General features: G+C 64.1%; 15 protein-coding genes and 2 pseudogenes. 9 read left to right on the top strand and 8 right to left on the bottom strand.

Features of this window, described 5'->3' with window-relative positions; translation table 11 throughout:
* Positions 1 to 181: 181 nt before the first annotated feature.
* The 3 genes from PQR02_RS10125 to PQR02_RS10115 all read right to left on the bottom strand — a co-directional run bounded on the left by PQR02_RS10125 (position 182) and on the right by PQR02_RS10115 (position 3,358).
* Positions 182 to 1,654, bottom strand: coding sequence for a metallophosphoesterase family protein (locus PQR02_RS10125; RefSeq protein WP_408229176.1), 1,473 nt, complete (start codon positions 1,652 to 1,654; stop codon positions 182 to 184).
* A gap of 601 nt (positions 1,655 to 2,255) precedes the next feature.
* Entirely contained in the window at positions 2,256 to 2,654 is a 399-nt protein-coding gene (locus PQR02_RS10120) for a hypothetical protein (protein ID WP_408229222.1), read from the bottom strand.
* Between the two features lie 368 nt (positions 2,655 to 3,022).
* Positions 3,023 to 3,358: a BON domain-containing protein gene (locus PQR02_RS10115; RefSeq protein WP_408229219.1), complete on the bottom strand. Its 336-nt coding sequence runs from the start codon at positions 3,356 to 3,358 to the stop codon at positions 3,023 to 3,025.
* A gap of 730 nt (positions 3,359 to 4,088) precedes the next feature.
* On the opposite strand from PQR02_RS10115, the gene PQR02_RS10110 reads away from it, so the two are divergent.
* The 7 genes and pseudogenes from PQR02_RS10110 to PQR02_RS10080 form a co-directional block, all read left to right on the top strand.
* Positions 4,089 to 5,498, top strand: coding sequence for a class I tRNA ligase family protein (locus PQR02_RS10110; RefSeq protein ID WP_408229173.1), 1,410 nt, complete (start codon positions 4,089 to 4,091; stop codon positions 5,496 to 5,498).
* Entirely contained in the window at positions 5,495 to 6,715 is a 1,221-nt protein-coding gene (locus tag PQR02_RS10105) for an MFS transporter (RefSeq protein WP_408229170.1), read from the top strand. Before PQR02_RS10110 ends, PQR02_RS10105 begins: the two co-directional genes overlap by 4 nt.
* On the top strand, positions 6,712 to 7,887 hold the full coding sequence (locus PQR02_RS10100) for an ATP-grasp domain-containing protein (protein WP_408229167.1): 1,176 nt from the start codon (positions 6,712 to 6,714) through the stop codon (positions 7,885 to 7,887). The genes PQR02_RS10105 and PQR02_RS10100 overlap by 4 nt, the downstream gene beginning before the upstream one ends.
* Positions 7,884 to 9,107 carry a KamA family radical SAM protein gene (locus PQR02_RS10095; RefSeq protein WP_408229164.1) on the top strand — a complete coding sequence of 408 codons (1,224 nt, stop codon included), beginning with the start codon at positions 7,884 to 7,886 and terminating at the stop codon, positions 9,105 to 9,107. Before PQR02_RS10100 ends, PQR02_RS10095 begins: the two co-directional genes overlap by 4 nt.
* A 19-nt stretch (positions 9,108 to 9,126) precedes the next feature.
* Positions 9,127 to 9,762 (top strand): glutathione transferase, encoded by a 636-nt coding sequence (gene yfcF, locus PQR02_RS10090; protein WP_408229161.1) that lies wholly within the window; start codon positions 9,127 to 9,129, stop codon positions 9,760 to 9,762.
* 34 nt (positions 9,763 to 9,796) lie between these two features.
* Positions 9,797 to 11,347: a thioredoxin family protein gene (locus tag PQR02_RS10085; RefSeq protein ID WP_408229158.1), complete on the top strand. Its 1,551-nt coding sequence runs from the start codon at positions 9,797 to 9,799 to the stop codon at positions 11,345 to 11,347.
* A gap of 108 nt (positions 11,348 to 11,455) precedes the next feature.
* Positions 11,456 to 12,114 (top strand): annotated as a pseudogene (locus PQR02_RS10080) (tannase/feruloyl esterase family alpha/beta hydrolase); the annotation flags it as partial.
* 32 nt (positions 12,115 to 12,146) lie between these two features.
* Here the strand turns inward: PQR02_RS10080 and PQR02_RS10075 are convergent.
* The 4 genes from PQR02_RS10075 to PQR02_RS10060 form a co-directional block, all read right to left on the bottom strand.
* A complete protein-coding gene (locus tag PQR02_RS10075) occupies positions 12,147 to 13,727 on the bottom strand; it encodes an aspartate:alanine exchanger family transporter (protein ID WP_408229155.1) in 1,581 nt (526 codons plus the stop codon).
* Between the two features lie 208 nt (positions 13,728 to 13,935).
* Entirely contained in the window at positions 13,936 to 15,066 is a 1,131-nt protein-coding gene (locus PQR02_RS10070) for an acyl-CoA dehydrogenase family protein (protein WP_408229152.1), read from the bottom strand.
* Positions 15,067 to 15,078: 12 nt separating this feature from the next.
* Positions 15,079 to 16,287 (bottom strand): acyl-CoA dehydrogenase family protein, encoded by a 1,209-nt coding sequence (locus PQR02_RS10065; protein WP_408229149.1) that lies wholly within the window; start codon positions 16,285 to 16,287, stop codon positions 15,079 to 15,081.
* Positions 16,288 to 16,375: 88 nt separating this feature from the next.
* Positions 16,376 to 18,496: a 3-hydroxyacyl-CoA dehydrogenase NAD-binding domain-containing protein gene (locus tag PQR02_RS10060; protein ID WP_408229146.1), complete on the bottom strand. Its 2,121-nt coding sequence runs from the start codon at positions 18,494 to 18,496 to the stop codon at positions 16,376 to 16,378.
* Between the two features lie 167 nt (positions 18,497 to 18,663).
* On the opposite strand from PQR02_RS10060, the pseudogene PQR02_RS10055 reads away from it, so the two are divergent.
* Positions 18,664 to 19,239: pseudogene (locus PQR02_RS10055) on the top strand (substrate binding domain-containing protein); the annotation flags it as partial.
* Between the two features lie 73 nt (positions 19,240 to 19,312).
* Here the strand turns inward: PQR02_RS10055 and PQR02_RS10050 are convergent.
* Positions 19,313 to 20,179 (bottom strand): hypothetical protein, encoded by an 867-nt coding sequence (locus PQR02_RS10050; RefSeq protein WP_408229143.1) that lies wholly within the window; start codon positions 20,177 to 20,179, stop codon positions 19,313 to 19,315.
* A 366-nt stretch (positions 20,180 to 20,545) separates the two neighbouring features.
* On the opposite strand from PQR02_RS10050, the gene PQR02_RS10045 reads away from it, so the two are divergent.
* Entirely contained in the window at positions 20,546 to 22,207 is a 1,662-nt protein-coding gene (locus PQR02_RS10045) for an acyl-CoA synthetase (protein WP_408229140.1), read from the top strand.
* The last annotated feature ends 92 nt before the right edge of the window (positions 22,208 to 22,299 follow it).

Raw genomic sequence — 22,299 nt, 5'->3', positions numbered from 1 at the left:
GAGCGAATCGGCGGGATTCAATACAACTGTCGTAGCCTGCACGAGTAGTTAACTCGACAGGCCTCTACGCGATGCCGCCATAGTCGGCTTGAACAGAGGTCTACGCCCGCCGATCGGCCGAGGTCCGGAAAACGTCGCACTGATGCTCCGAAAATTGCGCCGCGGCGGTACGTTTCGAGCGTCAGGCTGACTTGTGCATCAATGCGCGTATCGCTTGCGCCGCCCTCGGATGTCCCATGTCCGAGGCGACGAAATGGGCCACTTTGCGATCAGCGAGTCCGATGGTCACGTAGTCGTTCGGTGCTTTCGTGTTGAGTCCGTCCGATGCCGAGTGATATTCGATGCGCAACTGCGCCGCGGTGACGACGAGGCGCAGATAGCCGTAATTGCTGTCGTCGTAGTTTTCAAGCACGACCTGATCCATAGTCGCGGACGCTGCTTGCAGAATCTGCGGCGCCCGGATGGCGGGCGCGCCATGCGCGGCGAGCTTGATCAAACCATGTCCGCCGTTGCCGCACACGAGGTAGGGAATCTGCGTGCCGTCGGCGTTGCGCGTGCGCGTGAAGCGCTGATAGTTGTGCGCATGGCCGGAGAGGAAAGCATGGGGCCAGACGCCGTTGGCTTCGCACACTGCGTCGATCTGCGCCAGCATGGCGGTGCTCGATCCATGTCCTCCCGCGCAGTAGGGCGGATGGTGATCCGCGAACAGCAGGGCCCCCGTGAAATTCTCCGCCTTGACGCGTTTGAGCGCGGCGTCGAGAAAATCGAGCTGAGTGCGTCCGATGTGGGGGTCCGAGATCACGCCCGGATCTTCGAGCGTGTTGCTGTACAACGCCAGCACGCGCACGAACGGCGCCTCGAACGTGAAGAACACGCCGGGCTGAATTTGCGCGGTACGCGATAGCCCACCGGCTTCCGGCGTCGCTGTAAAGGACTCCGCGCAAAAATTGCGCAGGAACGCGGCAAGGCTCGCGGCGTGCGCCTCGGGCGACACCATCCCGTCGTGATTGCCCGCGCAGGCGAGGATCGGCGCCGGATAGTTCCTGTACGGTTCGTAGAACTGATCGTAGTAGTACGCGCCTTCGCCGAAGCTATAGACCACATCGCCGAGCATCAACGCGAACTGCGGCACTTCCGCGGCGTTGGTTTCGTTGAAGTCGGCGGTCAGTTTATCGGCAACTTCGTTCTGGGTCGCGGGGCCCTTCGTATTGCCGCAGTCGCCCAGCGAATGAAAAACGAGTTGTCCGGCGGCTGTGATCCTGTCGATCGCGCCGGTGTTGCCGCCCATGACTTCGACGAGGGAGAGCCGAGGTTCCAGGCCGCCTCTCGGCGCGGGAAACGGCAATGGAAACAGCTTGTGTTCCGCATTGAGCTTGTCGATCTCCTTGTACGCGGCGGCGTCCGACGGATGAGGCACACGAAACACCGTCGGATCGGCAGTCGGCTGGGGCTGCGCGAATACGGGCCTGTTCAGCACGCGCGACTGGGGCGCGGCGGCGGTGGCGAGCCATGCAGCGTGGTCTGCGCGCCCGCCACCCGTGGCGGACTTGCTGGCCTGAGCTGTGGCCTTGGTGGCCGTCTTTTTCTTGCCTTCTGCTTTCACTGTGATTTCTTTCGTCTTCGTTTTTGGTTTCGACTCGCGTTTTGCCGACATGAGCGCCTCCTGAGGAACAGTAAGCGGGGAAGGGGGCAACGGTGTCCGCCCTCGCATCCATCCAACGCTACGACACGCACATTGCGGGAAAGTGTCACGAGCGAGCCGAGCCGGTTCGCTGCCTCGAATGTGGCGCGCGGCGGCCGCATGCCGCAGGGCCCGCAACGGTTGATGTGGGATCAGGGCTCGCTGCGCGCGAAGCACCCGCAAGAGTAAGCCCGGATTTCGCGCGTGACGAATGCAACAGATGCAAACGATCTTCAAGCGGACCGCCCACCGCTAGCGAAACGCTCGTCGATAATCCGTTTGTAGCCACGCGGCTGTGTCTGACCTGGCGCGAAACCTCGAAGCTAATACCGGTGGCTGCCGCCGCAATGGCGCAGGCTCTTGCGCGAGGGCGCAGGCCACACGGAACGCGCCGGCGGATCGGCGCCATCGCGATCTGCCCGTCAAGGATCCGCAACACGCCTTAATTTTTTCGAGCGCGTCCACGCCGCGCAGAGGCTCCATTGCGTTCGGAACCGTGGGACAGAAGTCGGGCGAGGAGCGGACGTTCAGCACGCCTTCCTGGGATGTCGACGACCGTGCAGAACATTGCTCGTTACCATCGCAGGTGTACGTTCCTCTGGCCCCGGGCCAAAGTCGTCCGCCTTTGGACACCGTTGTAGGTCGCGGTGACCTGATAGGCACTGTCCGGCCCAGAAATAAAGCAGCGTGGGCCGTCGGCCTTGAACGAGGCAACTTCCTCGTCATTGCGCGAGAGTGTGACATCTACACCCGCCAGGTACTTACCACGCGAACCCTGTGTGAATAGTAGCCCCCTGTCGAAATTTCCGGCCTGCGCACGCATCGCCTGCTGTTCATCCTGGCCTACGCCGCCGCACAGATAGGTGATCTGGCCAATCGTGCGCGGTTCAAGATTGGCCGCCTGCGCAGGTTGCCATGTAGCTATAGCAAGCGCGGCAACCACCCGCGCGCAAAGACGGGAATGAGAACCCATCGAGCCATCAGAGACGGCAGCGTTGTCGGCAGTATTGCATTTGAGATCGCGAGCGCGCATGGGTGCCCCCAAGTAGTCGGTCCTGGAGATCAAAATATATGTCAAAACCAGGGACGTTACTAACTTAAAAGTGAACACGCTCACGGGTTACGACCGGTAAAGCCGAGTCGATAGCATGCTTGTCGAAGATGCATCAATGTGCAGCTTGAAATCGTCACGTGTAGCACCGCCCGTGAACGGCGTAACGTTGCCAACGCTATTGCAAGTCGAAGGCGCTAAAGCAGCGCGTGAGTTGCACGGAGCGTCGGCTCCTCTTGCAACATTCACGGCGGCAAACGGCCAGCACCTCCCGTCGCCGCCTCGAAGAGTTAGTACCCCTTTGTATAGAGCGACAGATGGTTACTCACCGACGTTACGCCCGGCACACCCTTCGCCACATCCGCGGCCTGCTGGATCTGAGGACCGTCCGGCACGCTGCCGGATAATGTCACGACACCGGCGCGCGCCTTGACAAATACGTTCGACACGTTGAAGTTGGGCGCTTTCGACAACGCCTTGCGTACATCGCGAGCCAGCTGCTTGTCCGCTGGCGTCGCCTTGCCTGAACTTGCAGCCGGACTCGACGCCATCGGCATGGCGTTGCTGGCTTGCGCGTAGACATTCGACGCCAGCGTCGCGCATCCCACGACGACGAGCAGATTCATAACGCTGCATGCTTTCACGATTCCTCTCCTGTTCGGCCTGGCAGTGGTGAGTCAAAGATAGCCAACATTGCGCTTCTAACAAAGCCGCTTGCACGATTAAGGGAAAACCCGCGTCCAGACGCGCGCCCGTTGGCAGGCTGATCACCCGACCGTGTCGTAGTTTGAGCAGCTAGTGCGGGTGACGACTGGGGCATGGTAACGACGAAGGGTATCTGAATCCGTCGCGAGCTGCCTACGAACGCTCCTGTTTCCTTCTTCACAGGATTTTGCCAACACGCGGCGCATATGTGTTGGGTGAACACCATCACGCCTCTATCTCGCTGACTTCGAAGTCATCAACCAGCGCCCGCCCTGGACTGGCACGGCACGTCGATGTCAGGCAGTTAAAGGGCCCACACGCGACTTCGCCGTAAGTGTGGCCCGTTCTGTGCATGACAGCGGCATAAGGTGAGTCAGTGTTCGGTTGCTTCGACCGACATGGTTGCCGCATCGACGCGTGGCGGAATGCTTTTTGCCTGTGCGCGCGCCGCGACCAGGAACGCATTGGGGTTTCCGAGTCCGATCGCTGTGCGCTGGGACCTGTTTCGAAGCGAGGGAGAGGCGCGCCTGCAACATCCTCGTCCGATTCAAGTCGGGCGGCGTGGCCTGTCTCGATGTTGGCTCCAGTGGCGCACTGGGTGTGCTGGAGACGGTGGACGGATTCTTTTCCTCGTAGACGGAGTGAATACCAATGGGACCCAGAAAGTACCTCCTGGTGGCGGCCATGCCGACGCCCAACGGTGCGCTACACCTGGGGCACGTGGGCGCGCAATATCTGCCGCTGGATGTGTTTCGCAGGTATCAGGAGCAGCAGGGCAACCGGGTGGCGTATTACGGCGGCTTCGATGTCTTCGACAACGCGGTCTGCGTCGCGGCGCAACGCAATGGTCGCACGCCGCAGGAACACGCAGCGGTCGTCACGTCCCAGATCACGGCAGAGCTTCAGTATCTCGACATTCACATCGATGGGCTGATCAACTATGCCGACGCGGCTCACTCCGCGCTCGCGCGCCAGTTGGTGGGGCAGTTGCGCGAGACGTACGGCTCTCGAGTGAGCAGCCGTGTGGCGAAATTTCCATTTGACGAGACGGGACGACCCCTTGGCGGGAACTGGCTTCGCGGCCGCTGCGCCCATTGCAAAGCAGCCGTCAAGGGATACGCCTGCGACCTGTGCGGCCGCTCGCTGTTGCCGTCCGAGCTGATCGACCCTGAGACGATCGACGGTTCGGCGATCCACTGGCATGCCGTCGCCCTTGAATTCGTGACCGCGCCCGTTCAAGGGCTGCGTGCCTATCTCGAGTCTCTCCCTTGCGCGCGGCCGTACCTGCCTCTCGTGACCGGACGTCTGGATGCGCCCGAACTGCGCTTGCAATGGACGAATGTCGACAGCTGGGGTCTGTCGCTGGGCGGGGGAGCGGTCGTCTATAACCGCAACTTCACACTGGTGGAGCAGTTGCTCCTCGGCGACCTCGCTCGCGCGCGCCTCGATCTGAAAGAAAACGCCTTCTGTGCCGCGAGCGATGTGGTTTCCATCCTGGCTTACGGCAAGGACAACGCCGGGTTACTGCTGGCCGACATCCCCGCGCTTGCAATGGCCACCGGCTATTACCAGCCGTACACGTATCAGTGGATCAGCCCTTTCTACAAGCTCGACAGCCGAAAAATGTCGACCAGCGGCAACCACGCCATCTGGGTGCGCGATGCCAGCGGCAGCGATGCCGAAGCGATCCGCATGTATGTCTGCCGCAAGTTCGACGTGCGGCGAGACGTCGATCTGTCTCTAGCCGAACTTTGCGGCGAAGAGGTGGCTCACGCCAGGCTGGTCGATCTGGTGCGCTCTGCGATCGCTCAGGCATCCAGAACTGGGCGTCCGTCCGATGGTGTTAGTGGGGTTCTGGCACGCCTGCGGGCAACGGTGCGCGATGCCATGCAGGATGGCATCGCCGACATTGCCGTCTTTCCTCGGGCCATCGACGAGTGGGTGTCATTGCGGCCGTCGGCGAGTGCCACCCAGTGGCTGCTCGGACTTGCGGAGCTGGCCGCGCCCTTGTTGCCCCGCCTCACGCGTGAGATCGACGAGCACATGGAGGTCTCCCGATGAGCACGCGTGGAGGCGCTCGTCTGATGCTCGCGGCAACCGTCGGGAACCTGGCCGATGGCGTCCGGGTGTCCGCGTTCCCGCTGCTCGTCGCGGGACTCTCGACCTCGCCGTTCGTCGTCGCGTTGAGCACGGCGCTCACGCACCTGCCGTGGCTGCTTTTTGCGCTGTACGCGGGCCTGATGGTGGACCGGCACGGCGCGAGGCGTGCGCTCGTGCTGTCGCATGGAACGCGGGCCCTGTTCATGCTGCCGGCCCTGGCAGTGGCTGCCTCCGGGGGGCGGGTGGCGCTGCTGCTGGTAGTCATCTTCGCCGTGGGTGTGCTGGAGGTGTTCGTCAACACGGCTGAGCCGACCCTCGTGCCAGCAGTCGTGGAGGCCGATGCGCTGGCCAGCACCAACGCAAGCTTGAGCGTCATCGAGCTGGTGATGAACTCATTCCTCGGCGTCGCATTGGGCGCCGTGCTGTTCGCGCTCAGCAAGTGGCTTCCATTCGTGATCGTCGCAATCGCCTATTGCGGAGCAGCGGTCCTGTTCAGCACGCTGAAGCCGCGTGAGATTCGCACGGCGGAGTCCCATGGACAGTGGGGAGACAGTCTCCTCGACGGGGCTCGCTTCGTGTGCAGCAACAGAATCCTGCTGACGCTCGCCGTCGTGACGGGACTGGCAAACTTTGCGATGACCGCGTTCTTCAGCGTCCTCGTGCTCTATGTACGCCGGTTCGGATATGACACCCAGTACCTTTTTGCCGCGTCGCTCACCGCAGTGTCGGCCGGCTCCGTCCTCACGCCGGGGCTCATCGGCCCGGCGCGCCGCTGGCTTGGCGACGCCTGGGTGTTGCGCGGTTCAATCGTTCTCCTTACAGTCGCCCTCGGCATCGTTGCCACTGCGGGCCGCCTGCCGTTGGCATTGGCAGGGTTCGTCGCGATCGGCGTGGCGGTTGGCCTGTGGGGAGCGGTTGCGGTGACGTTTCGCCAGGAGGTGGTGCCGGAGCAGTTGCTGGGGCGGGCCAACGCCCTCTATCGCCTGGTTTCCTACGGCAGCGCGCCGTTGGGCGCACTGTTCTCGGGGGTGATGTCCGAGTTCGCCGGCGTGCCGCAGACCTGCACGGCGGCCGCCATCCTGACCCTGTTGTGCTGGCCGCTCCTGCCCCTCGTCTCACACAGCCAGATGACCCACATGCGCCAACTGGGCGCGACCCTGAAGGAGAACGTTTCGTGAAGATCCTGATCCTCAATAACTGGAGTGGCCTGATGCACTTCTTCCACCAGTACGTGGACCATGATTTGCACGAAGTCCACTACCTGTGTGACGACAGCGGCGTCAAGGCGGTACGCACTTTCCTCGACCCGGACCACATCCACGGGATGACCGTCGTCAAGGACTTCGACCAGCACGACGAGATGCTGAGGGCCGCATTGAGCTTGCATGAAGCGTTTGCGTTCGAGCGCGTCGTCGGCGTTGACGAATTCAGTGTGCTTCCGGCTGCCCGCATCCGGGACGAACTGGGTATCCCCGGTCCACGCGCTGCGGATGTGGAGCTCTATCGTGACAAGCGGCTGATGAAGCGTCGCGTGGCGCAAAGCGGCATCCGTGTTCCGCGCGAGCTGCCGACGACGGTCGATGCCGATTCGTTCGTGCCGTGCGTGGTGAAACGTCCGGACGGCGCCGCCGCCATCGGCGTCACGATCTGCCACAGCGCGGAGCAGGCTGCGGCCGCGCTCGCCGCCGCCACGTCTTCGGTGCTCGTCGAGGAGTTCGTCGAAGGCGAGGTCTTCCATATTGACGGCGGGTATCGCGATGGCCAGATCGTCTGCGTGCCCCACGCGTATACCAACACCTGCTATCAGCACTACGTGAACGCCCAGCCTATCGGATCGGTGAAGGTCGATGAGCCTGTCCTGAGTCGGCGTCTGGTCGAATTCGCTGAAAACGTCGTCAACGCGTTGCCACTGCGCGAAGGGGTATTCCACCTCGAAGTGGTGCGTAACCAGGCCGACGATCTGGTCTTTCTGGAGATCGCTTGCCGGGTGGGTGGCGGCGAGATTTACCGCAATTTTATCGATGTCTACGGCATGGACCTGCTGAGGTTTCACATCGAGACCGATCTGGGCCTGCAGCCCCGGCTGCGGCAGCTGGGACGCAACGCTGCTGCCGGCTGGCTACTGATGAACTTCGCGCAGCGGCCCCGCACGTTGACCGGCTTCCACTGCGCCGCGTTGTCCGCGGAGAACTGCATGTACGCGATGCGCTCGGTCAAGCTGGGGCGACAGATCGAGCACGCCTACGACTACATCGCGTTCGCCCTGCGCGCGGCGACCTCCGAGGACATCCGCCGCAGTATCGACGAATTGATCGCCAAGGTTCAACTCGTGACGGAGCCGGTGCGATGAGTTGCCAGAACGCCATGCCGCCCGACGGGCCGATCGCAAATCAGTCGGGTGCGAGTCAAACCGTCGCCGTGCGGCCTCGCATGCTGAGGACACGCGAGGAATTGATGGCCTACGACCCCGAGCGCGAGCCGTGGGCCCAGCAGCTATCGAGGCGGTACACCCACCACTCACAGCTCGCCGGAATTTTGGAGCATGTGGAGGACGTGCCAGAAGGGCTGTATTCGATGTTCAACTTCAGGGTCACGCCGTACATGGCGCAGCTGATGGATCCCATCGACCCGTCGTGCCCGATCCGCAGGCAGTATTTGCCCACGGGCAACGAACTCGTCATCCGCTCCTATGAAGTGCGGGACTCGCTGGCCGAGGACAACTCGATCGGGGAGCCGGGGTCGCCGGTGGTGCACAGATACCCGCAGCGCGTGTTGTTCCTCGTGCAGAACACGTGCGGCGCGTACTGCCGGTACTGTACCCGCAAGCGCATGGTGTCCGACGCCGACGCGGCCATCACCGGCCACGCTATCGATGCAGGTATCCGGTACATCGCCTCGCATCGGGAGATCGAGGACGTGCTGCTGAGCGGCGGAGACCCGCTGATCCTCAGCGACAAAAAGCTCGACGCGATTCTCGCCAGGCTCCGTGCCGAAGCCCCGCATGTGAGGCTCCTGCGGATCGGCTCGCGTCTGCCGGTCCAGCTTCCGACACGCATCACCGAAGAGCTCTGCGAGCTGCTGTCCCGGCATGACGTGCAGATGCTCAACCTCCACATCAACCACCCGAAGGAGATCACGCCGCTGCTGGTGCGCCGGCTGGCGATGCTCCGCAGGGCGGGAGTCATGCTCGGCAACCAGTCGGTGCTGCTGCGCGGCGTCAATGACAGCGTCGCTATCCAGCGGGAACTGTGCATGCGGCTGGTCGAGATCGGCGTACGTCCCTACTACGTCTACTCCAACGATAGCGCCCAGGGCAACTGGCAGTTCACGGTGCCGCTCGCGGAGATGACCGAGATCGCCCGGGGACTGCGCGGCTGGATCAGCGGACCGGCGGTGCCGACCTTCGTCGTGGACGGCACGGGCGGCCTCGGGAAAATGCCGGTGCTGCCGGCCTACGTCATGCAAGATGGGGAGACGGGGGAGGTGTGGGCCACCAATTACGAGGGCCAGCGGTCTCGACAGCGGAACCTCGAGCAGCCAGCGAATCTTCAGTTGTGCGAGAGATCTTGAATCACGGGAGCGTATCGACATGAATCAGAACAGCATGGAGTTGGTGGTTGACTCCGACTTCACCAGCCCATGGGCCTTGAGCGCCTACGCGGCGCTCACCCACAAGGGCCTTGAGTTCTCGGTGCGCTCGGTCGATCTGGCGCAGCGCCAGAACCGGGAGCCCGAATTCGCGGACCCCTCGCTCACGGCGCGGGTACCACTGCTGCGCCACGGCGACTTCTTCCTCACCGAGTCGTCAGCGATCGCGGAGTATCTGGAGGATCTGCTGCCACCTCCGGATGCTCCATCCCTGTATCCGCAGGACACTCGTGCGCGAGCCCGCGCGCGTCAGTTGCAGGCGTGGCTGCGCAGCGACCTGCAGCCCATCCGGAACGAGCGTCCCACCGAAGTCATCTTCGTCAGCCCCTCGCACAAGCCGCTATCGGCTCGTGCCAGTGCCTGCGCGCGGCATCTGTGCGAGGTCGCGGGGAAACTCCTTCCTCCGGGTGACGCCAATCTGTTTGGGAAGTGGAGCATCGCTGACCTGGACCTCGCTGTGATGCTCATGCGCCTCGTGGTCAATGACGATCCCGTCCCGCAACGGCTTGTCGAGTATGTCGAGGCACAGTGGCAAATCGACCCGGTGCAGCGCTGGCTGCGCGCCCGTTCGGCATGACCTTCTTTTCACGCACTGACCCATGGAGTTCATCATGACGATCGACTGGATCACGCAAGAGCGTCACGAGCAAGCGCTTGAGGCCGCCGCAGCCGGCGACAAGCCCATCTTGATCTACTTCCACAGCATATCGTGCGACGGCTGCCTGCGGCTGGAGCGAGAGGTGCTGTCCGACGAGGCAGTCCAGAGCGCAATCGGCAAGGCCGCCATCCCGCTGTGGGTCGAGGTTGAACAGGGGAGGGTGGACACGCGTGTCTCTTCCCTCGTAGGCAGTCACATCTTCATCATGTCGCCGGTGGTGCAACTCATCTCCTTCCACGGAGACATCTTCCACAAGTTCCTCGGTGCGCCGCTGCACACGCGGCTGGATCTCGGATATACCCGGGTGCACCACGACGTAGCCGGGGACATCGGCGTCGCGCAGTTCCTTGGTCAGCTTCATCTGGGCGTGGGCAAGCGCCACCTGTTCAACGGTGACTTCGCGCTTGCCGCTCAGGCGCTGAGCGAGGTAGTCGCGCAGGCTACCGACTCGCTGACCTATGAGGAAGCGCGCTATTGGCTACCCGTTGCGCAAAACAACGGGCGCTATCCGGAGGAAACCTGTGCCCGTCCGATCGCAACGGCACTGCCGGCGCTGTCGGAGATTGCCAACGAGGTGCGGCGTTTCTGCTCGCTGCTGACAGCGATCCCCGATACGGAGCTAATGGCCGACTGGCCCGGTACGCCAGGGGAAGGCGGTTGGGCGCACTACTCCGACTGTCTTCGCGAAGTCTGTCTCGGCGTCTATCAGACGCTGTTGGACTCCGGCAACGCCGCGGCGGAATTGCGGCAATCAAAAAGTGTTCCGCCAACGCAGGCCCAGTTGATCCTGCGGCACTGGCAGGCGTCGTACCGTTCCCTGCAAGGCACGCTACATGGTCTGCGCCTTGGCGACTGGGACCGCCAACATTTGCATGAGAACTATTCGCTGGGCAAGCAGCGCACGATCCGCAATAACGTCGTGCACTGCGTGATGGCGGAGTTCTGGGCGCACGGGTCGGCGATCCGCAACGCCCGCGCGGCTTTCGCGGGCGTCAAGCATGATGGCGCCAGACCGGTGGATGCTGTCTGGAAGAAGTACGGGCCGCCGCCCGCCAACTTCGGAACGGTCACAGATCTGCTGCAGACCTGGGAGCTGCGTCACAACGAACTGCTTGATGAGTTAGCGGGGGTCACGGACGCCGAGCTGGGCTTCGAGCGTAGCTGGTGGGAAGAGTCAGCCGTGAGCGTGCGTTTCCGGCTCAATCGTCTGGGTTGGCACCTGCAGGACCATGCCGCGGTGCTGGAGACGATCTGCGAGCGCATGGGCCGTGTGCGCACTGAAACCGAGCGCCTCGCAGTCCGGATCTACACCGCGCTTGGCACGGCTGAGGGCGCAATGATCGGACTGTCCAGCGACGAGAAACGCGGCCTCTTCTCTGACGCGGTGGCGATCCTGCGTCGCAAGGGCGATGAGCTGCAGGCTTTTTACGCCCGGTTCTGGGATGACGCGCAACTCGCGCACTCCGAAAACGGTCCACGAGCGGACGATCATTCGCATGTCTAATCACGGGCTTCGTCCTGACATTTTGACGATCGGCCTGCAATTCAGCGCCAACGCCACTGACTCCAACTCCAACGCAAGCGCCAGCTCAACCGGTTTTGGCAAACCCCCCCCGCAGTCATGCCCGCAATGAACTGCGCAGTCGTGATGAGCATGGACCTCAGTGGCGTGACGGACGGCACGGTCACGATGACATCCGCGACGGTGCTGCCCGCCGGAACGGTCGTGGGCAAAACACCTTGCCCGCCCCGGTGTGCGACGTGAAGGGAACGATCGGGCCGGGCGCGTCGTTGTTCGAGTTGCAGTTGCCCACGCAAGTCTGGACACAGCGCTATTTGCAGGCCGGTTGTGGCGGCCTTTGCGGCAACCTGTCGGTCAATGCGCCGATGGCTTCGACATGCGTGCCCGTAACCAACAGGCAGATCGCGATGGCCGCGACCGACATGGGTCATGAAGGCGGCCACGACGGCTCATGGGCGCTCAATGCGCGGGCCAAGGTCGATTTCGCGTATCGCGGCGAGCACGCAACCGCACGGGTAGCCAAGGCGATCATCAACAAGTTCTACGCGCGGCCCGCGAAGTACTCATACATCGACGGCTCCTCCGATGGCGCCCGCGAGGCGTTGATGGAAGCACAGCGTTTGCCGGACGACTTCGACGGTATAGCCGCAGGGGCGCCGGCCAACGACCTGATCGTGCAAACCACACTTCCCCACGCGTGGCCCGCGGTGATCAACGTCGATCCGAAGACCGGCAAGTACATTCTGCTCGGGCGAGCGAAATCTCGACCTTCACCAACCGTTCACCAGATCGCCGGAAGAATATCCACGAACAGTATTTTCACGATCGTCATCGCGGGGAAAATCATCGCGTAGCCGATGTCCGGCTTGTCGGTCGGCGTGAGCTTGTTGGCGAACGCGAGGATCGCCGGATTGCCGCACGCGCCCGTGACGATGCCCGCCACTTCATCGAAAGGCAGCCGGTACACCAGCAGCCCCAGAATCAGAATCGGCACCACCAGCGCAAGCAGCACGAGCGCGCCCAGGCCGAGCATCAGCAGACCCGTTTGCGAGACTGTCGCGGCAAATCGCGGCCCCGACGACATGCCCACTTGCGCGAGGAAAATCGTCAGTCCGAGATTGCGCACCACGAGGTTCGCGGGCAGCGGCATGGTCCAGTGAATGCCGCCGGTGTGGCGCACTTTGCCCAGCACGAGTGCCACGATCAGCACACCGCACAAACCGAGCGAAAGCTTGCCGATGCCCGGCAGCGGAAGCTGGATCGCGCCGACCAGGAAGCCGAGCGCCATGCCGAGGCCGACCGAGATATAGCTGAATTCCGCGGTGCCCTTGATCGAATCGCCAAAGTACCCGCGCAGTGCCGCAAATGCGGAGCGCTTCGTCAGCAGCCCGACGCGGTCGCCGTATTCCAGCACCAATTCGTGGTTCGGCATGATGTCGGCGTCGCCGCGCCGCACATGCGCGACGATCGACCCTTCGGGCAGTGTCAGCTCGCCGAGCGCGCGGCCCACCACGCTCGCGCGCGAGGCGAACACGCGCAGATAATCCAGGTCGCCGCGATCGCGCAGCATGCGGCCGGGCGCCGTCTCGCCCAGACGCTTGCGGGTTTCGGCAAGCGCCGCGCCGTTCGGACTGACGGCGAGCACGACGTCGTTCTCCGTCAGCACGAGTTCGGGCGAGGCCGTCGCATTGTGATGAGCGCTGCGCACCGCGACAATCTGTACGTTGGCGGGCAGCGCGGGGAACGCTTCGGCGAGCGTCTTGCCGAAAAAGTCTGGATTGCGCAGCGCGATTTCGAGAATTTCGAGGCCGGCGTTCGTGGCGGCCGCGATCTTCTGCGGACGGATCAGAAACGCCAGGTAGAGCAGCAGGATCGGACCGGCCACGCCGAATGGATAGGAAACCGAATAGCCGACCGCCGCATCGTCGTTGCCGAGCGTCGCAATCGCCGCTTGCAGCGCGGCGGTGCTGGTGCCGGCGCCGGCAAACAGACCGAGCGCATAGCCCGGGTTGAGTTGCAGGATCTTGTGGATCGCGACACTCATCGCGCCCGCGCACAATACGCCGATCAGCGCGAGCAGATTTGCGCGCCTGCCGGACGCGCTGGTCAAGCCGAGAAAGAACTGGGCGCCGTATTGGACCCCGACGGTGTAGAGGAAGAGCGCGAGCCCGAGCGTGCCGACCATCGGCGCGGGCGCGGATTTCGGCGCGAACCAGCCGGCCGCCAGCGCGACGAAGAGCACCGCGCCGACGCCGAGCGAAAAACCCTTGATATTGAATTCACCGATGAAATAGCCGATTGCGACGGTGAAGAACAACGTCATCAACGGCTGATGCTCGAGAAGCGTCTTCAGGAAATCCACGTTCCCTCCGCTAGCGGTTCAGACTTCGGCTCGTGCTGGTCCTTGCGGCTGTGATGCGTGTTCCAGATACGGTAGAGCGGCGATTCGTGACGCGGCCCCAGCATACCAATCTAACAGAATTACGGCTTGGCTTCTCTATCGCCGGCGCGCGGCGGCGGCCGCCGGGCCTGCGCGCCGCGCGAGACCGGCTGTGTCGGCCGCGCGCGCATCAGGCAGCCCCGAGCGCCACGAACCGCTCCAGATGATGGTCCTCGTCACCCAACTGGTGATCGATCATCACCAGACGCTTCGCATAGTGAGCAAGCGGCAGCTCCCACGTCATGCCGATCCCGCCATGCAACTGGATGCATTCTTCCGCGACCCGCGTGCCGATTCTGCCGATGCTGTATTTCGCCGCCGACAGCGCGCGCTCACGCACGCGGCGCTCGGCGCCGAGCGCCGCGGCCGCGTTGATCACCGCCGAGCGCGCCTGCTCAATTTCGAGCAGCAGATCGGCCATCCGATGCTGCAACGCCTGGAAGCTGCCGATCGGCACGCCGAACTGCTTGCGCGTGCGCAGATAGTCGAGCGTGTGGTCCTTCGCGATATCCATCGCGCCGAGCGCTTCGGCGCACAGCGCAAGCACGCCGCAGCCGATCGCGTATTCGAGCGCCGCGAAACCGTCGCCCGCCGCGCCGAGCAACGCGTCGTCGGCGAGCGTCACGTTGTCGAACGTCACCTCGGCGGCGCGTGCGCCGTCGATCTTGCGATAGCCGCGCACGCCGACGCCGTGCGCGTCGCGCGGCACGAGAAAGAGCGTGATGCCGTCTTGCGCATCGTCGGTGCCTGCGGTGCGCGCCGACACGAGAAAGTGCGACGCGTGTTCGCCATGCTGGACCACCGCTTTCGCGCCGTTCAGTTGCCACCTATCGCCGCTGCGCTGAGCCCGCGTCGTCACGCGCGACAATTCGTAGTGAGAGTCCGGCTCGCCGTGCGCCAGCGCGACGATCCGCGAACCGTCGATCAATCCGCCAAGCGTCGCTTTTTGTACGTCGTTGCCGCTGAGCGCGATGGCGCGCCCGACGATCAGGGTATCGAGAAACGGCTCGACCACGAGGCCGCGGCCGAGGCTTTCGAATACCACCGCGATGTCGAAGCCGCCGCCGCCAAACCCGCCATCCGCTTCATCGAACAGCGCGCCGATCACGCCAAGCCCGGCGAAGCGGTGCCATAGATCGCTGCTGAACCCTTGCGCCGAGCGCGCGATCCGGTCGCGCGTGGCGAAGGCGTACTGCTCGCTGACGAAACGGTTGAGCGTATCCGCCAGCATGCGGCGGTCTTCGGTGTGCTGGAAATTCATGACGTGCGCCCCTTACAGTCCCAGGATCATTTTGGAAATGATGTTCTTCTGGATTTCGTTCGAGCCGCCGAAGATCGACAGCTTGCGGTTGTTGAAGTAGAGCGATGCGGCGCTCGCGGCTTCTTCGGGGCCGACCGGCGTGCCTTCGAAGCCGTCGTGCAAGGCTTCCTCGACGAACGGCTGCGCATACTGCCCCATCGCGCGGCGCGTGAGCGACGAGATTTCCTGGCGGATCTCGGTGCCGCGAATCTTCAGCATCGAACTTTCGGCGCCGGGCACGCCGCCGCCCGCCACGGCCGCGATCACGCGCAGGTTGGTGGTCTTCATGTTCTCCAGGTCGATCTCGACGCGCGCCATGCGTGCCGCGAATGCCGGGTCTTGCGCCAAAGGCTTGCCGTTGCGGCGCTGCTTCGCGGCGATCTTGCGCAGACGATTGAAGGCGGCCACCGAAAAGCCGACGCCCGCGATATTCGTGCGCTCATACGTGAGCAGATACTTGGCGTAGGTCCAGCCCTTGTTCTCTTCGCCGATGAGATTCGCAGCCGGCACGCGCACGTCGGTGAAAAACACTTCGTTGACTTCGTGCTCGCCGTCGAGCGTGATGATCGGGCGCACTTCGACGCCCGGCGTAGTCATGTCGATCAGCAGAAAGCTGATGCCTTCCTGCTTGCGCACGTCGGTCGCGGTGCGCACGAGGCAGAAGATCATGTTCGCGTAGTGCCCGAGCGTGGTCCACGTCTTCTGTCCGTTGACGATGTAGTGCTCGCCTTGCGCGTCGGTGCCGCGCACGGCGGTGGTTTTGACCGATGCGAGATCGGAGCCCGCGCCCGGCTCCGAATAACCCTGGCACCACCAGTCGGAGCCGTCGAGAATGCGCGGCAGCCAATGGCGTTTCTGTGCTTCGCTGCCGTACTTGATCAGCACCGGGCCGAGCATGTTGACGCCGAACGGCACCACGCGCGGCGCGCCGGCCAGCGCGCATTCGTTTTCGAAGATGAATTTCTGCACCGCGTTCCAGCCCGGGCCGCCGTACTCTTTGGGCCAGTGATTGGCGAGCCAGCCTTGCGCGTTGAGAATCGCGTGCCACTCGGCCATGTCGTCGCGCGTGAGACGGCGGCCGCCATGCACTTTGTCGGCGAGACGCTGCGGGAGCCTGTCGCGCAGGAATGCCAGCACGTCGGCGCGAAAGGCTTCTTCTTGCGGGGTGAAGTTCAGGTCCATGGCGGGTTGTTCCGTGTTGGAGTGAGCGGGGAGCGGACCGGTGCGAGCCATGCGCGAGCGGTCCTGATCCACTAGATGATGGACCGTTTCAGGCCGTCTGGTTGAGGCTCGCGAAATCGGCGCCGCGTTCCACGAGGTCGACCAGCAACGGCGACGCTTGCCAGAACAGCGGGTCCTCTTTGGCGAACTCGCGGATGTCGGCGAGAATCTTCGGCAGGCCGACCATGTCCGCATATTTCATCGGGCCGCCGCGATAACGCGGAAAGCCATAGCCGTACAGGAAGGTCACGTCGACATCCAGCGGCCGCAGCGCGATGCCTTCGTGCACGACGTTCGCGCCTTCGTTGATCATCGCGGCCATGTAGCGGCGCACGATCTCTTCGTCGGTGAACGTGCGCGGCGTGATGCCCGCGCGGGCACGTTCGGCGTCGATGATCGCCTCGACTTCCGGGTCCGGCGCGCCGCTGCGCGAACCTTCGGGGTACAGATAAAAACCGCGCCCGGTCTTCTGGCCGAACCAGCCGCGCTCGCACAGGCGGTCGGCTATCTGCACGTAGCGTGCCGCGGGGTTGCGGGTGGCCGCGCGCCGCTTGCGCGCGGCCCAGCCGATGTCGCCGCCCGCGAGGTCGACCACCTGGAACGGCCCCATCGGAAAGCCGAAGTCGCGCACGGCGGCGTCGATCTGATACGGCGATGCGCCGTCTTCCATCATCGCGTCCGCGGCGCTGCGATACACGGCGAGCACGCGGTTGCCGATGAAGCCGTCGCACACGCCCGCGCGCACCGGGGTCTTGCGCAGCTTCTTCGCGAGTTCGAATGCGGTGGCGACCACGTCGGCGCGGACCTGCTTCGGCACCACCACTTCGAGCAGCTTCATGATGTTGGCGGGCGAGAAGAAGTGCAGGCCGATCACGTCGGCGGGGCGCGAGATGCTGGCCGCGATCGCGTCGATGTCGAGATACGACGTGTTGGTCGCGAGCACCGCGCCCGCTTTGCACACGCGATCCAGCTCGGCGAACACGGCCTTCTTCACCGCGAAGTCTTCGAACACGGCTTCGATCACGAGGTCGGCGTCGGCGAGCGCATCGTATGACGTGCTGCCGCTCCAGCGCGTCATGATGTCCGCCTTTTTCTCCGCGCTCAGGCGGCCCTTGGCGATCAGGCCGTCGTAGACTTTTTCGATGTGCGCGCGGCCGCGTGCGAGCGACTCGTCGTCGCGCTCGATCATCGTCACCGCCAGGCCCGCGTCGAGCACCGCGACCGCGATGCCCGCGCCCATCGTGCCGCCGCCCACCACGCCGATCTTATCGAGCGAGCGCGGTTTGGCCTCACGCGTTTCCGGCGCCTTCACCGCCTCGCGCTCGGCAAAGAACGCGTGAATCAGCCCCGCGCGCTGCGGGCTGTCGATACATTGCAGGAACAGTTTGCGTTCGAGCCGCAGGCCTTCGTCGAAGGGCTGCTCGATCGCGGCTTCGACGGCCTCGACGATCTTCAGCGGCGAGAACAGTCCGCGCGACTTCTTCGCGATTTCCGCGCGCGCCGTGGCGACGGCGGCGCGGCTCGCTAGGCGATCTTGAAGCGCTGCGGCGTCCCGCGTGCGGCGCACCGGAGCGTGCGCGGCCAGCAGTTCGTGCGCGTAGGCCAGCCCTTCGGCAAGGATGTCGCCGCTGCTGCCGAGCCGGTCGATCAGGCCCAGCGCCAGCGCTTCTTTCGCGCCGGCGTGCCGGCCGCTGAGGATCAGATCGAGGGCCGCGGCCGCGCCGATCAAACGCGGCGTGCGCTGCGTGCCGCCCGCGCCCGGCAGCAGGCCGAGCTGCACTTCGGGCAAGCCGAGCTTCGCGCCGTCGACGGCGATCCGGTAGTGCGCGGCGAGCGCGACTTCCAGGCCGCCGCCGAGCGCGGCGCCGTGAATCGCGGCGACGACCGGCTTCGTGCACGCCTCGATGCGGTTGCACACGTCCGGCAGCGAAGGTGGCACCGGCGGTTTGCCGAACTCGCGAATATCGGCGCCCGCGATGAAGTTGCGCCCCGCACCGACGATCAGCACGGCCTCGACGGCGCGCTCGGCGTCGGCGGCTTCGAGCGCGGCGAGCAGGCCCCGCCGCACGTCGGCGGACAGCGCGTTGACCGGCGCGTGGTCGATGCTCACCAGCAGCACCTTGCCGCGCAATTCACGGGTGACAACGTCGGCCGAAGGGATAAGGGTCATGGTGTCGTCTCCTGACTGTTATCGGGTTGAAGCAAGGGCTCAAGCGAATGCCGGACCGCGCGTCGGGCGAGCCGGGCGGGGGCTTGGCGAATGGTCCCGATTGTGGATCGATCAAGGTTCGTTGACAATCACATGGAGGGTTGACAGACTGTCAAAATTACTTTGACGCGTTCAAGCGGCTATATCCCGGCATCGTGCTGGACGTGATGTTCGAGAACCGCGTCGAGGACCTGATGCGCGACGAAGTCGATATCGCGGTGCGGGTGATGTCCGAGCCGCCGCAAAATCTGGTCGCGCGCGACATGGGGCCGGTGAGCTACGTGGCGTGCGCGTCGCCCGCTTTTGCGCAAACGCACGGGATGCCCGCGAAGCTCGACGATCTGCGCACCGCGCCGCTGATCACGGCGGCGGTGGTCGGCAGGCAGTTGCGCGTGGCTGCATATCTGCGCGACGAGCGGCACGAAGTGCTGCTGGAGCCGGCCATCATCTCCGAGAATTTTCTGTTCTTGCGCCAGGCGGTGCTGGCCGGTTTGGGCGTGGGGCTCGTGCCCGACTACGTGGTACAGGACGACCTGAAACGCGGCGATGTGGTGACGGCGCTCGATGAATGGCGCCTGAGCATTTTCGGCACGCATATGTACATGCTCTATATGCCGAACCGGCATCACACGCGTGCGGCCGCGACGTTTATCGAATTCATCTTGCAGCAGGCGCACGGGACCGGCCGAGGCGCGGCGGCCTGATTGACGAGGTGGTGAACGTGAAAGGGCAGCGCGGTGCCGGGTGTCACATGGCGCAACCGAAGCGCCGCCCGGCTCACCCACCCGGCTTGCGTCCGATCGCCGTTCTGAACAACGGCACGGCTACGTGCAACAGCTTGCGCAGACCATTGTCGCGTCCGACTTTCTCGACCGCGTTGTCGATCATCGTCTGCATCACGTCGGCCGGATAGAACTCGCGGAATAAAGCGTTCACGCCTGTCCCGGCAAATAGCTGATGCAGGAACGAACCGGCCGGCGGCCCGATGCGCTTGAACACGCCAGTCCTGACGAGGCAATGGTTCCAGAGGTGCAGTGCGTACGAGTCGGCGCACCATGCCGAACACTCGTCCAGATATCGCGGCAGAAACACCTTGTAGTAGTCGTCGATATGCACGGGGTAGAAGAGGCTGCCGGGCAAGCCGGCCTGTATGCCATAGACGGCGGTCAGAAGGCGCGGACCCGTGTCGCCCCAACGGGTGTTGGTCCGCTTCATTGCCTCGATCCGCTGGAGCAGCGTCAGCAAACGCGGGTCTTTTGGGCCCAGGCGCAGCAGCGCCGTGCCGAGGGTGTTGGATGTCCCCCTGCCGATCAGGTCGCCGGGGGCGTCGAGGTCGAAATCCCGCAGCAGCACCATGTCGGTATCGATCCAGATCTCGTCCGACTTCGTAAACATCGCGAAACGGAAGTAGTCCGAGAAGTGCGCGATAGAAGGCACGCCTTTAATCGGGAAATCGTTCAGCGCATCAGGCGGCAGAATCTCGCGTGCGTCTTTCGCCATCACGCCGGACGGCAGGTGCTTGATCGTCTCGTAACTGTAGAGCGACACCGCGCTGCCATAAGCGGTGAACGAACTCAGACTCGCCACTTCATACGGCGAAAGTTCGGGGCCGTGCCAAAACGACGCAAATCTTGCCTGACTCATAGTGTATCCAGAGAGGCTACCCCGCATAATGCGCGCCGCCGTGCGCATGGGACAGGCGCAAGGCTCCGGGCACAGCTACTCTTCCGGATACTACGCGAGCGGATTCCACTCAACAGACAATAGGCCGTAATTGCACACGCGTTGTCGCGAAACGATGAGGTGGGGTAGCAAGCGTGGTCTGAGCAAGTAGCAAATGTCATACGTGCCGGGTTCAGAGGCGCGTGGGTACGATATTTCGATGCGCAGTGTCATCATCTCACGCACGCAGGCGCCAGGCGCGAAGCGTGCGATCGAATCCAATGGTGCATGCAGCGCAACTTGCGCACCAATACCGCGCAAATCACACCGCGACACGAAGGAGACGTGATGAACCTCGAAGGCCAAACCTACGATTCACTGACAGCAAACTTCGCCTGGCGCATTCCGGCGCGCTACAACATCGGCGTCGACGTGTGCGACAAATGGGCCGACGCTTCGGGCCGTCTCGCGCTGATCTACGAAGACGCCGAAGGCCGCGCCACGCACCACACGTTCGACCAGTTGAAGACGCTGTCCGACCGTTTCGCGAACGCGCTGCGGGCGAGCGGCGCGCAACGCGGCGACCGCGTCGGCATCTTCCTGTCACAATCGATCGAAACGGCCATCGCGCATCTCGCCGCGTACAAGGCGGGCATGGTGGCCGTGCCGCTGTTCGCGCTGTTCGGTGTCGATGCGATCGAACATCGTCTCGGCGACAGCGGTGCCGTCGCGCTGATCACCGATCACGCGGGCGTGCAGAAGATCGACGAGATTCGCGCGGCGTTGCCCGAGCTGCGCAGCGTTTTTAGCGTGGACGCCGAACCGGATCATACGGACCCGGCCGCGCCCGTGCGCTCCTTCTGGCACGCGCTCGACAGCGCATCCGCCGACTTCACACCGGCCGACACCGGCGCGGACGATCCCGCGATCATCATCTACACGTCGGGCACGACCGGCAAACCGAAGGGCGCGTTGCACGGACACCGTGTCCTGCTCGGCCATCTGCCGGGTGTCGAGATTTCGCAGCAGGGCTTCCCCGCTCACGCCACGCTGATGTGGACGCCGGCGGACTGGGCGTGGATCGGCGGCCTGTTCGACGTGCTGCTGCCGTCGTGGCATCACGGTGTCGCCGTGCTCGCGCGCCGCTTTGCGAAATTCGACGGCGAGGCCGCGTTCGATCTGCTCGCGCGTCATGCGGTCTCGCATACGTTCCTGCCGCCGACCGCGCTGAAGATGATGCGCGGTGTCGAGCGGCCCGAGCGCTGGACGCTCGCGCTGCGCTCGGTCGCGAGCGGCGGCGAATCGCTCGGCGAGGAACTGATCGGCTGGGGCCGCAAAGCGCTGGGCGTGACGATCAACGAGTTCTATGGGCAAACCGAATGCAACGTCGTGGTGTCGTCGTGCGCGGCGCTGTTCGAGCCGCGCTTCGGCGCGATCGGCCGCGCGGTGCCGGGGCATCGCGTTGCCATCGTCGACGCGAACGGCACCGAACTGCCGTCTGGCGCGATCGGCGATATCGCGGTGGCCGCGCCCGATCCGGTGATGTTCCTCGGATATTGGCGCAACGAGCCGGCGACGCGCGAAAAATTCCGCGGCCAGTTTCTGTTGACCGGCGATCTCGGCATGCGCGACGCCGATGGCTTCATCCGCTTCGTCGGCCGTGGCGACGACGTGATCACGAGCGCCGGCTACCGGATCGGACCGGCGTCGATCGAAGATTCGCTGCTGCGTCATCCGGCCGTCTCGATGGCCGCGGTGATCGGCGCGCCGGACCGCGAGCGCACTGAAATCGTGATGGCGTTCGTGGTGCTCAAGCCTGGCTTCGTCGGCGATGAAGCGTTGGTGCGCGAGATTCAGCAGCATGTCAAAACGCGTCTGGCCGCGCACGAGTATCCGCGCGAGCTCCGCTTTGTCGAGAGCCTGCCGTTGACGGCGACGGGCAAGGTGATCCGCAAGACATTGCGCGAGGGGCTCGTGCAGGATGCGCGGGGTCCCGCTGCAAAGAGCTGAACGCCGCGCGCTGGCCGGCAGCCAGCCAGGGCTGTTGCGATACTCAGCGCGGCGGCGGTGCGCAAAAGGTATGCCCCGCTCGCATGCTACGA

Origin of the sequence: Paraburkholderia sediminicola, from assembly GCF_046026895.1 — a bacterium.
In the GTDB taxonomy this organism is placed as follows: Bacteria; Pseudomonadota; Gammaproteobacteria; order Burkholderiales; family Burkholderiaceae; genus Paraburkholderia; species Paraburkholderia sediminicola_C.
Note: the sequence above shows the minus strand (reverse complement) of the source record. Positions and strands in the feature narration are given on the sequence as shown.

What these genes read in the sequence shown, in the direction of transcription:
- PQR02_RS10095 (WP_408229164.1), top strand. Translation starts at nt 7,884, where the DNA reads ATGAGTTGCCAGAACGCCATGCCGCCCGACGGGCCGATCGCAAATCAG.
- PQR02_RS10125 (WP_408229176.1), bottom strand. Translation starts at nt 1,654, where the DNA reads ATGTCGGCAAAACGCGAGTCGAAACCAAAAACGAAGACGAAAGAAATC.
- PQR02_RS10105 (WP_408229170.1), top strand. Translation starts at nt 5,495, where the DNA reads ATGAGCACGCGTGGAGGCGCTCGTCTGATGCTCGCGGCAACCGTCGGG.
- PQR02_RS10050 (WP_408229143.1), bottom strand. Translation starts at nt 20,179, where the DNA reads ATGAGTCAGGCAAGATTTGCGTCGTTTTGGCACGGCCCCGAACTTTCG.
- PQR02_RS10120 (WP_408229222.1), bottom strand. Translation starts at nt 2,654, where the DNA reads ATGGGTTCTCATTCCCGTCTTTGCGCGCGGGTGGTTGCCGCGCTTGCT.
- PQR02_RS10085 (WP_408229158.1), top strand. Translation starts at nt 9,797, where the DNA reads ATGACGATCGACTGGATCACGCAAGAGCGTCACGAGCAAGCGCTTGAG.
- yfcF (WP_408229161.1), top strand. Translation starts at nt 9,127, where the DNA reads ATGAATCAGAACAGCATGGAGTTGGTGGTTGACTCCGACTTCACCAGC.
- PQR02_RS10065 (WP_408229149.1), bottom strand. Translation starts at nt 16,287, where the DNA reads ATGGACCTGAACTTCACCCCGCAAGAAGAAGCCTTTCGCGCCGACGTG.
- PQR02_RS10045 (WP_408229140.1), top strand. Translation starts at nt 20,546, where the DNA reads ATGAACCTCGAAGGCCAAACCTACGATTCACTGACAGCAAACTTCGCC.
- PQR02_RS10060 (WP_408229146.1), bottom strand. Translation starts at nt 18,496, where the DNA reads ATGACCCTTATCCCTTCGGCCGACGTTGTCACCCGTGAATTGCGCGGC.
- PQR02_RS10115 (WP_408229219.1), bottom strand. Translation starts at nt 3,358, where the DNA reads ATGAATCTGCTCGTCGTCGTGGGATGCGCGACGCTGGCGTCGAATGTC.
- PQR02_RS10110 (WP_408229173.1), top strand. Translation starts at nt 4,089, where the DNA reads ATGGGACCCAGAAAGTACCTCCTGGTGGCGGCCATGCCGACGCCCAAC.
- PQR02_RS10070 (WP_408229152.1), bottom strand. Translation starts at nt 15,066, where the DNA reads ATGAATTTCCAGCACACCGAAGACCGCCGCATGCTGGCGGATACGCTC.